Below are 10,739 nucleotides of genomic sequence, written 5' to 3' on the forward strand. Positions count from 1 at the left end.
TCCGGCCACCACACCGAGGGTGATCGCCAGCAGCGGTTGCAGCAGCAATTGCGGATAGGTCAGCGCCGCACCGACATTGGAGAAGACCTGATAGGCGACCGCGGACAGCAGTGGACCCCAGGTGATCAAGGCCTGAGACGGATTCGTCAGGAAGTCGGTGATCAATTTGACGCTGTTGCCCAACGGGTCCTGCAGGAAATCGGTGATCGGCGCGAACAACTGCTGGACATAGTTGATGTAGCCCTGCAGCAGCTGGCTGATGAGGTCCGAGAAATTGAGTTGGGTGCCGGCGTCGGCCGCCGGTCCCGCGGCCGCCATCTGGGTGGGCGCCACCGCCTCGGATTTGAGCACCGCGGGCGCGGGCATGGTCTGCGGCACGGCGCCCAATACCGCCGAGGACACCGCGTCGTAGGTGCTCATCGTGGTGGCGGCCTGGATCCACATCCGCACGTAGTCGGCTTCGTTGACGGCGATCGGAACGGTGTTGATGCCGAAGAAATTGGTGGCGACGAGGACGCCGTGCACGACGTGGTTGGCGGCCAGCTCGCCCAGGGTGGGCATCGCCGCCAGCGCCGTCGTGTAGGCGGCCGCCGCGGCCTCCTGCTGAAGCGCCGCGGCGTCGCTTTTGGCCTGCGCCTGGGTCAACCAGGCCAGGTAGGGAGCGTGGGCGATGACATACTCGGCGGCGCTCGGCCCCTCCCAGGCGCTCTGTGCCGCGCCGAGCACAGCGAGAAGTTCGGCGGTCGCGTCGGCGTACTCGGCGCCCAGCGCCTGCCAGGCACCCGCGGCCGCCAACAGCGCCGCCGGACCCGGACCGCTGGACAACAGCGCCGAGTGGATCTCGGGCGGCGACGCCATCCAGATGGGGGCCGCCATCACGGCCCGCTCATCGAATGCGTAATCCCCACCCTTACATTGTGTAGGCAACCCTAACTAGCCGATACCCCTCACCGGCATGTTGCATACCCCCCGTGGGTTTTGCCGTGCAGTTGCACATGCGTCAGTATCAGCGCGGATGCGCACCGCCGAGTTTGCCGACGGCTACCTGCCGTTGCGCTCGCGGTGCTTGCACCCCGGCCAGCAGCAGGGCCGGCGCTTGCCTTCCTCGAGCTCTTCCTGGGTTCGCCGGATGCGGCGCTCGCGGGTCGCCTGCTGTTTGGCGTCTTCGACCCAGCAGATGAACTCGTTGCGCGCCAGCGGCGTGATGTCCTGCCATAGCGCAAGGGCGGTGGAATTGGCGATCAGCGCGTCGCGCAGGTCAACGGGCAGTTCGTGCACGACCCCACCGGGCACAGTCTGGCTCTTCACGGGGCCAGATTACCGAGATGCAGTGGCGGCATCATTCGTAATCGTCGTCGTCGCCGGATCGGGGGCGGGTCTCGTCCCGCTCACCGAATGACGACGCGCGCCGCGGAGCCTGGTGGCCGTACACGCCTTCCGGGTAGGCCGTCTCGGCGTGCTGGGTGAGGTCGACGCCGCTCTTCTCGTCCGCGGCGCTGAGCCGGAATCCCATCACCCGCTCGATCACCTTGGCCAGCACAAAGCTCGTCGCGAAGGCGTACAAGCCGACCACCACCATCGCCAGCGATTGTTTGCCGAGCTGACCGAGCCCGCCGCCGTAGAAGAGCCCCTTGGGGCCGCTGGTCATCACCGCGGTGGCGAACAGCCCGATCAGCAGCACGCCCACAACGCCGCCGACGAAGTGCACGCCGACGACGTCGAGTGAGTCGTCGTAGTTGAGCTTGAACTTGGCCAGGATGGCGAACGAGCAGACGACTCCGGCCGTGAGTCCGACGACGGCGGCGCCGAGGGTGTTGACCTCCCCGCACGACGGCGTGATGGCTACCAGACCGGCGACCACGCCGGAGGCCGCACCGAACGTCGTGGGCTTGCCGTCCCGGATTTGTTCCACCGAAAGCCAGCCCAGCATGCCCAGGCAGCCGGCGACCAGGGTGTTGAGGAAGATGGCGGACGCCAATCCGTTGGCCGCCAACGCAGACCCCGCATTGAACCCGAACCAGCCGAACCACAGCAGCCCCACACCGAGCAGCACGAAGGGCAGGTTGTGCGGGCGCATCGCCTCCACCTTGAAGCCGATGCGCGGGCCCAGCACCAGCGCCAGCGCGAGCGCCGAGGAACCGGACACGATCTCGACGACCAGTCCGCCCGCGTAGTCGAGCACGCCCATCTTGTACAGCCAGCCGGTCGGCGCCCACACCCAGTGGGCGATGACGGCATAGACCGCCACCGACCACAGCGGCACGAACACCATCCAGGCGGCGAACTTGGCGCGGTCGGCGATGGCGCCGCTGACCAGCGCCGCGGTGATGATCGCGAAGGTCAACTGAAAGGTGGCGAACAGCAGCTCGGGCACCTTGTCGTGCGGGGTGTCCGGGCCGATGCCGCTCATGCCGGCATGAGCCAGTCCGCCGATGAAGCCGCCGCCGTCGGAGAAGGCCAGGCTGTAGCCGACCAGCAGCCACGCCACCGTGACCAGCGGGATGGAGATGAAGCTCATCATGATCATGTTCAGCACGCCGGTCGTGCGCACCATGCCGCCATAGAAGATTGCCAGCCCCGGCGTCATCAGCAGCACAAGGGCGGTACTGGCAAGCAGCCAGGCGGTGGCAGCGGGGTCGATGTTCAACTCTGCGCTCCCTCGGTCGTCGCGTTTTCCAGATAGACCGTAGACGGCGCCGCATCCGCTCCCCGCCGAGCAACAAAAAACCCCGGCGCGAAGCCGGGGAAATCTGTGGGCGAAGGGGGACTTGAACCCCCACGTCCCGAAGGACACTGGCACCTGAAGCCAGCGCGTCTGCCATTCCGCCACTCGCCCGAAACAACCGGAGGACCATATCACTGTAGTAGCCGCGCGCACCAACCGTGGGAGTGGCCCCCGGGCCGTCCAGGTCTCTGAACGGTATCGATGTGATTCTCAGAAATCTCACGGTGACGCCGGATCGCACTGTCCCGATACGATTGGGGTTGAAACGCCACGCGGCCGCATCGATTGCCGTCCGCCGACGATCTTCCTTAGAACACGAGTGAGGCGAGCGCGCGAGAATGGGTAGCCAACGAGGGCTAGTTCAGCGCATCGAGCGCAAACTCGAAGCGACCGTGGGTGATGCGTTTGCTCGTGTGTTCGGAGGATCGATCGTCCCCCAAGAGGTGGAAGTCCTGCTGCGCCGAGAAGCCGCAGATGGCGTCCGGTCGCTGCCGGGAAACCGCCTTTTGGCACCCAACGAATACATCATTACCCTCAGTGTGCACGACTTCGAGAAGTTGGGCGCTGACCCGGAGCTCACGTCGGGCGCTTTTGCTCGGTACCTGGCCGACTATATCCAAGAACAGGGGTGGCAAACGTATGGTGATGTGGTCGTCCGGTTCGAGCGGTCCTCGAACCTGCATACCGGCCAGTTCCGCGCCCGCGGGACTGTCAACCCCGACGTCGAGCCCCGCCCGACGGTTACACATTCCGCCCCGCCACAATCAGATGATGCGTTTGGCGCAGAACCAGGAGTACGACCGATGACTGACAATCCGAGCTACCGCGGTCAGGGGCAGGGGCGGCCCGACGAGTACTACGACGACCGCTACCAGCAGGGCGGCCCTCCCGGATATCCGCCCGAGGCCGGCGGTTACCCGCCCCAGCAGGGTTACCCGCCGCCGCAACACCCACAGGATCAGGGCGGTTACGGCGGCCAGGGCTACGACCAGGGTCCCCCGCAGGGCGGCTACGACCAGCGGGGCGGCTACCAGGGCGGCTACGACCAGGGTTCTGCACCCGGCGGCTACGACCAGCGCGGCGGCTACCAGGGCCAGGGCGGCTACGGCGCGCCGGGCGGTTACCCCGAGCAGCGCGGCTACCAGGACCAGAGCGGCGGCTACGGCGCCCCGAGCGGCTATGGCGATCAGGGCGGCGGTTACGGCGACCAGGGCCAGAGCGGCTACGCACCGACGTATGAGGCGCAGCCTCCCGTCGCGCCGCCCGCTCCGCCGGCCGGGGGCTATGGCGGCCCGGGCGGTGGGTACGGCCAGGACCAGGGCTATCAGCAGGGTGGCGGGTACGGCCAGCCGCAGGGCCAACCCCAGGGCGGCCAGCCCGGGTACGGCGGCTACGGCGACTACGGACGCGAGCCCGCCCGCCAGGACGACGGCGGGTACGGCGCCCCGAGCGCACCCCCGGCACCGCCGGAACCGCAGCGTCCGTCCTACCCCGACCAGGGCGGCGGCTACGGCCAGGACCAGGGTTACCAGCAGGGCGGCTACCGACAGGATTACGGCAGCAGCGGCGATTACACCCAATACGCCGAGACCGCTGCCCCGGGCGGGTACGCCCCGCAAGGCGGCGGCTACGGCGAGCCGGCCGGCCGCGACTACGACTACGGCCAACCGCCCGCGCCCGACTACGGTCAGCAGGCCGCGTCGGACTACGGGCAGGTCGGCGGCGGGTACGGCGGCTACGGTCAGGGCGGCTACGGCTCGGTCGGCGCGCAGGTGACCCTGCAGCTCGACGACGGCAGCGGCCGGACCTACCAGCTACGGGACGGTTCCAACATCATCGGACGCGGCCAGGACGCCCAGTTCCGGTTGCCCGACACCGGCGTCTCCCGCCGGCATCTGGAGATCCGCTGGGACGGCCAGGTCGCATTGCTATCCGACCTGAACTCCACCAACGGCACCACCGTCAACAACGCGCCGGTGCAGGAATGGCAGTTGGCCGATGGTGACGTGATCCGGCTGGGTCATTCCGAGATCATCGTCCGGATCCACTGAACCCATTGTTTCGAAGCGGCCGCGCATCTCCCGCGTCGGCCGCTGTCGAAGTATCGTGACTTTGCCGAGGTGCTCGGCAGCAGTGGCGCGGGGAGGGCAGTGCCGGGACGGAAAGGACCGCCAGATGCAGGGGTTGGTACTGCAACTGACGCGTGCCGGTTTCCTCATGCTGCTGTGGCTGTTCATCTGGTCGGTATTGCGGATCCTGCGCACTGACATCTACGCCCCGACGGGTGCGGTGATGGTGCGGCGCGGACTTACCCTGCGGGGCAACTTGCTGTCCCGCCAGCGCCGCGACGCCGCCCGCTATCTGGTGGTGACCGAGGGGGCGCTGCAGGGCGCGCGGATCACCCTGAGTGGGCAACCGGTGCTGATTGGCCGCGCGGATGACTCGACCTTGGTGTTGACTGACGATTACGCCTCGACACGGCATGCGAGGCTGTCTCAGCGCGGCTCGGAATGGTATGTGGAAGATCTAGGATCGACCAACGGCACTTACCTCGACAGGGCGAAGGTGACGACTGCGGTAAGAGTTCCCATAGGTACGCCGGTTCGGATCGGCAAGACGGCAATAGAGTTGCGCCCGTGACCCTCGTCCTGCGGTACGCCGCTCGCAGCGATCGCGGCTTGGTGCGCGCCAACAACGAAGACTCCGTTTACGCCGGAGCGCGGTTGCTGGCCCTGGCCGACGGTATGGGCGGCCATGCAGCGGGCGAGGTGGCGTCGCAGTTGGTGATTGCCGCGTTGGCCCATCTCGACGATGACGAGCCCGGTGGCGACCTACTGGCCAAACTCGACAACGCGGTGCGGGCCGGCAACGCCGCGATCGCCGCCCAGGTCGAAATGGAGCCCGACCTCGAGGGCATGGGCACCACGCTCACCGCCATCCTGTTCGCCGGTAACCGGCTCGGGCTGGTGCACATCGGCGACTCGCGCGGTTACCTCTTCCGCGATGGCGAGCTGTCACAGATCACCAAGGACGACACCTTCGTTCAGACCTTGGTCGACGAGGGCCGGATCACCGCCGAAGAGGCGCACAGCCACCCGCAGCGTTCGCTGATCATGCGTGCGCTGACCGGCCACGAGGTGGAGCCCACGCTGACGATGCGGGAGGCTCGGGCCGGCGACCGTTACCTGCTGTGCTCGGACGGACTCTCCGACCCGGTCAGCGACGAGACCATCGCCGAGGCGCTGCAGATTCCAGACGTCGCCGAAAGTGCTTATCGCCTCATCGAATTGGCCTTGCGCGGTGGGGGGCCGGACAACGTCACTGTCGTCGTCGCTGACGTCGTCGACGACGAGTTCGGCCAAACCCAGCCGATCCTGGCCGGGGCGGTATCCGGGGACGGTGACGACGACCAACTGACCCTGCCCAACACCGCGGCCGGCCGGGCCTCGGCGATCGGCCAGCGCAAGGGTGAAGTCACCAAGCGGGTTGCGCCGCCGGCCGAACCACCACGCCGTCGCTGGTCACGCCGACGGCTGGGGCTGGTCATCGCGCTGGCGGTGCTGCTGTTGATCGCCGGCCTGGGCATCGGCAACGCGATCATCCGCAACAACTACTACGTCGCGAACGACAACGGCACGGTCGCCATCATGCGCGGCATTCAGGGCTCACTGCTCGGGTTGTCCCTGCACAGCACCTACGCGGTGGGATGCCTCAAGGGCAATGAGATCTCCGAGGCCACTGCGGGCCAATCGGGATGCCGGCAGGTAAAGCTGGAGGACCTCAACCCCTCGGCCCGCAAGTCAGTGCAGGATGGGTTGCCCGCCGACACCCTCGAGGGCGCCCGTAAACAATTGCGCGAGTTGGCCAAGTCGCTGCTGCCGGAATGCCCACCGGCTCGTGCAACGTCACCGCCGGAGCCGCCGGCGCCGTCAACCAACAGCAGCGGCACACCCGAGACCAACCCGCCGGCCTCTGGCACCCAGCCGGCCACACCGTCCACGTCCACTTCGACCCCGGCGACCACGTCGACCACATCCGGCACCCCCTCCACCACATCGACGACACCCCCCAGCACCACCCCGGCAGCGCCTGCTACGCCGTCGTCCTCGACGCCGCCCGCGACGTCGCCGACGACGAGCGAAAACCCGCAACCCGCACAGCAAGGCGTGAACTGCCGGGCAGCGGCATGACGACGACGGAACTACCGGCACCGGTAGCGGTGACCCCACCTTTGCCGACTCGGCGCAATGCCGAGTTGCTGCTGTTGTGCTTCGCCGCGCTGATCACCATCGCCGCGCTGTTCATCGTGGAGGCCAACCAGGAGCGTGGTCTGCACTGGGACCTGAGCACGTACGGGCTGGGTTTTCTGACGCTGTTCGGAATCGCGCATCTCACACTGCGGCGTTTCGCGCCCTACACCGATCCGCTGCTGTTGCCGGTGGTGGCGCTGCTCAACGGGCTTGGGCTGGTGATGATTCATCGACTTGACTTGGTGGACAAGGAAGTTGGTCGTCATGGCCACCCCAGTGCCAACCAGCAGATGCTCTGGACGCTGGTCGGTGTGACCGCCTTCGCGTTGGTGGTGACGTTCCTCAAGGATCACCGGCAGCTCGCCCGGTACGGTTACATCTGCGGGCTGACCGGCCTGATTTTTCTGGTGATACCCGCGCTGCTGCCCGCCTCGTTGTCGGAGCAGAACGGCGCCAAGATCTGGATTCGGTTGCCGGGCTTTTCAATTCAGCCGGCTGAGTTCTCCAAGATCCTGCTGCTGATTTTCTTCTCCGCGGTGCTGGTGGCCAAGCGCAACCTGTTCACCAGCGCCGGCAAGCATTTGATGGGCATGACCCTGCCGCGGCCGCGTGACCTGGCGCCGCTGCTCGCGGCGTGGGTGATCTCGGTAGGGGTGATGGTCTTCGAGAAGGACCTCGGGACCTCGCTGCTGCTGTATGCGTCGTTTCTGGTGGTGGTGTACCTGGCCACGCAGCGGTTCAGTTGGGTGGTGCTGGGCCTGGTGCTGTTCGCCGCGGGAAGCGTGGTGGCGTACTACCTTTTCTCGCACGTGCGGGTGCGGGTGCAGACGTGGCTGGACCCGTTTGCCGACCCCGACGGCAGCGGATACCAGATGGTGCAGGCGCTGTTCAGCTTCGCCACCGGCGGCATCTTCGGCACCGGGCTCGGCAACGGCCAACCAGACACGGTTCCCGCCGCCTCGACCGACTTCATCATTGCCGCATTCGGCGAGGAGCTCGGGCTGGTCGGGCTGGCCAGCATCCTGATGCTCTACACAATCGTCATCATCCGGGGCATGCGCACCGCGATCGCCACCCGGGACAGCTTCGGCAAGCTGCTGGCCGCCGGCCTGTCCTCGACGCTGGCGATTCAATTGTTCATCGTCGTCGGCGGCGTCACCAAGCTGATTCCGCTGACCGGTCTGACCACGCCGTGGATGTCCTACGGCGGGTCGTCGCTGTTGGCGAACTACGTGCTGCTGGGCATCCTGGCCCGCGTCTCCGACGGGGCGCGACGTCCGCTGCGTACCCGTCCGCGGAAGAAGTCGCCGATCGCGGCGGCCAGTACCGAGGTGATCGAGCGCGTATGAACACCTCGCTGCGCCGGATCTCGATGACCGTGATGGCGTTGATCGTTTTGCTGCTGCTGAACGCCACCATGACGCAGGTTTTCACGGCGGACGGGTTGCGTGCCGATCCCCGCAATCAGCGGGTCCTGCTCGACGAGTACTCGCGGCAGCGAGGACAGATCATCGCCGGCGGCCAGCTGCTGGCTTATTCGGTGGCCACCGACAGCCGGTTCCGATTTCTGCGGATGTATCCCAACCCGGAGGTGTTCGCGCCGGTTACCGGCTTCTACTCGCTGCGGTATTCCAGCGCCGGCCTGGAACGTGCCGAAGATTTGCTGCTCAACGGATCCGACGAGCGGCTGTTCGGTCGCCGGCTGGCGGACTTCTTCACCGGGCGCGATCCGCGCGGCGGCAACGTCGACACCACCATCAACCCGCGCATCCAGCAGGCCGGCTGGGATGCGATGCAGCAGGGCTGCGGCGGACCGCCCTGCAAGGGGGCCGTGGTCGCCATCGAACCGGCCACCGGCAAGATCCTGGCGCTGGTGTCGTCGCCGTCCTACGACCCGAATCTGCTGGCGTCCCACAACGCCGAGGTACAGGCCCAGGCCTGGCAGCGGCTGCGGGACAACCCCGACAACCCGCTGATCAATCGTGCGATCTCGGAAACCTACCCACCCGGGTCGACTTTCAAGGTGATCACCACGGCCGCGGCGCTGCAGGCCGGGGCGACGGTGAATCAGCAGCTGACCGCGGCACCGACCATCCCGCTGCCGAACAGCACCGCCACTCTGGAGAATTACGGTGGCACCGCCTGCAGCTCCGAACCCACCGTGTCGCTGACCGAGGCGTTCGCCAAATCGTGCAATACCGCGTTCGTGCAGCTCGGCCTGTCGACCGGCGCGGACGCCCTGCGCAGCATGGCGCAGGCGTTCGGCCTGGACACCGCTCCGGAGCCGATTCCGCTGCAGGTCGCCGAATCGACGGTGGGTGCCATCGCCGACGGTGCGGCGCTGGGGATGACCAGCATCGGGCAGAAGGACGTGGCGTTCACCCCGCTGCAGAACGCGGAGGTCGCCGCGGCCATCGCCAACGGTGGCGTGATGATGCGGCCCTACCTCGTCGAGAGTCTCAAGGGGCCGGACCTGGCCAATATCAGCACCACCGCCCCTTATCAGCAGCGCCGCGCAGTGTCGCCGCAGGTCGCCGCTAAGCTAGCAGAGCTGATGGTCGGCGCCGAGAAACTCGCACAGCAGAAAGGGGCGATTCCCGGCGTGCAGATCGCATCCAAGACGGGCACCGCAGAGCATGGCACCGACCCGCGGCACACTCCGCCGCACGCGTGGTACATCGCCTTCGCACCCGCGCAGGCCCCGAAGGTTGCGGTGGCGGTGCTGGTCGAGAACGGTGGCGATCGTCTGTCCGCGACCGGAGGCGCATTGGCCGCGCCGATCGGGCGGGCAGTGATCGAGGCTGCTTTGCAAGGGGGACCATGAGTCGCCACAGGCGAGTGAGGGTTGCACCGATGGCACGTGCCGTCGCGGTCGCGAGCGCGCGTCGCCGACGTCGCGTCGGGTCTGAGCGAGGCGAAACATGAGTCCCCGCGTCGGGGTGACGCTGTCGGGCAGGTACCGCCTGCAGCGGCTCATCGCCACCGGTGGCATGGGCCAGGTATGGGAGGCGGTGGACAGCCGCCTCGGCCGGCGCGTCGCGGTCAAAGTGCTCAAGCAGGAGTTCTCCCAGGACCCGGAGTTCATTGAGCGGTTCCGCGCCGAGGCGCGCACCACCGCGATGCTCAACCACCCCGGAATCGCGCAGGTGCACGACTACGGAGAGAGCGCAATGGACGGGGAGGGCCGCACGGCCTACCTGGTGATGGAGCTGGTTAACGGTGAGCCGCTGAATTCGGTGCTCAAACGCACCGGCCGGCTGTCGCTGCGGCACGCGCTGGACATGCTCGAGCAGACCGGCCGCGCGCTGCAGATCGCCCACGCCGCCGGCCTGGTGCACCGCGACGTCAAGCCCGGCAACATCCTGATCACGCCGACCGGTCAGGTGAAGATCACCGACTTCGGCATCGCCAAGGCCGTCGACGCGGCGCCGGTGACCCAGACCGGCATGGTGATGGGCACCGCGCAGTACATCGCACCGGAACAGGCCCTCGGCCACGACGCAACGCCGGCCAGTGACGTCTACGCGCTCGGTGTGGTCGGCTATGAGGTGGTCTCGGGCAAGCGGCCTTTCACCGGTGACGGCGCACTCACGGTGGCCATGAAGCACATCAAGGAGCCGCCGCCGCCGTTGCCGGCCGACCTGCCGCCCAACGTCCGCGAGCTCATCGAGATCACCCTGGTGAAGAACCCCAGCCAGCGCTACCGCAGCGGCGGGCCCTTTGCCGATGCCGTCGCCGCGGTGCGGGCGGGCCGCCGCCCGCCC

General features: G+C 67.4%; 9 protein-coding genes and 1 tRNA gene. 6 read left to right on the forward strand and 4 right to left on the reverse strand.

Annotation, left to right across the window (positions count from 1 at the left end; genetic code table 11):
- From BN972_RS30570 to BN972_RS21315, 4 genes are all read right to left on the reverse strand, one after another.
- Positions 1-876, reverse strand: an 876-nt coding sequence (locus BN972_RS30570; RefSeq protein WP_235192542.1) for a PPE family protein, incomplete at its 3' end; no start/stop codon positions are given.
- Positions 877-1,041: 165 nt separating this feature from the next.
- Positions 1,042-1,308: a YdeI/OmpD-associated family protein gene (locus BN972_RS21305; protein WP_036362242.1), complete on the reverse strand. Its 267-nt coding sequence runs from the start codon at positions 1,306-1,308 to the stop codon at positions 1,042-1,044.
- A 31-nt stretch (positions 1,309-1,339) separates the two neighbouring features.
- Positions 1,340-2,647, reverse strand: coding sequence for an ammonium transporter (locus BN972_RS21310; protein ID WP_036362245.1), 1,308 nt, complete (start codon positions 2,645-2,647; stop codon positions 1,340-1,342).
- Between the two features lie 106 nt (positions 2,648-2,753).
- Positions 2,754-2,836: transfer RNA gene (locus BN972_RS21315), tRNA-Leu, on the reverse strand.
- Positions 2,837-3,063: 227 nt separating this feature from the next.
- Here BN972_RS21315 and BN972_RS21320 point away from each other — a divergent pair.
- From BN972_RS21320 to BN972_RS21345, 6 genes are all read left to right on the forward strand, one after another.
- Positions 3,064-4,776, forward strand: coding sequence for a DUF3662 and FHA domain-containing protein (locus BN972_RS21320; RefSeq protein WP_036362247.1), 1,713 nt, complete (start codon positions 3,064-3,066; stop codon positions 4,774-4,776).
- Between the two features lie 124 nt (positions 4,777-4,900).
- Positions 4,901-5,365, forward strand: a complete 465-nt coding sequence (locus BN972_RS21325) for an FHA domain-containing protein FhaB/FipA (protein ID WP_036362250.1) — start codon at positions 4,901-4,903, stop codon at positions 5,363-5,365.
- On the forward strand, positions 5,362-6,915 hold the full coding sequence (locus tag BN972_RS21330; RefSeq protein ID WP_036362253.1) for a PP2C family protein-serine/threonine phosphatase: 1,554 nt from the start codon (positions 5,362-5,364) through the stop codon (positions 6,913-6,915). The genes BN972_RS21325 and BN972_RS21330 overlap by 4 nt, the downstream gene beginning before the upstream one ends.
- On the forward strand, positions 6,912-8,324 hold the full coding sequence (locus tag BN972_RS21335) for an FtsW/RodA/SpoVE family cell cycle protein (RefSeq protein WP_036362256.1): 1,413 nt from the start codon (positions 6,912-6,914) through the stop codon (positions 8,322-8,324). The genes BN972_RS21330 and BN972_RS21335 overlap by 4 nt, the downstream gene beginning before the upstream one ends.
- Positions 8,321-9,799: a D,D-transpeptidase PbpA gene (gene pbpA, locus BN972_RS21340; RefSeq protein WP_036362259.1), complete on the forward strand. Its 1,479-nt coding sequence runs from the start codon at positions 8,321-8,323 to the stop codon at positions 9,797-9,799. The genes BN972_RS21335 and pbpA overlap by 4 nt, the downstream gene beginning before the upstream one ends.
- Before the next feature lie 97 nt (positions 9,800-9,896).
- Positions 9,897-10,739: serine/threonine-protein kinase (locus tag BN972_RS21345; protein WP_036362262.1), on the forward strand; the 843-nt coding region annotated here is incomplete at its 3' end.

It is taken from the genome of Mycobacterium asiaticum DSM 44297 (assembly GCF_000613245.1).
GTDB lineage: Bacteria > Actinomycetota > Actinomycetes > Mycobacteriales > Mycobacteriaceae > Mycobacterium > Mycobacterium asiaticum.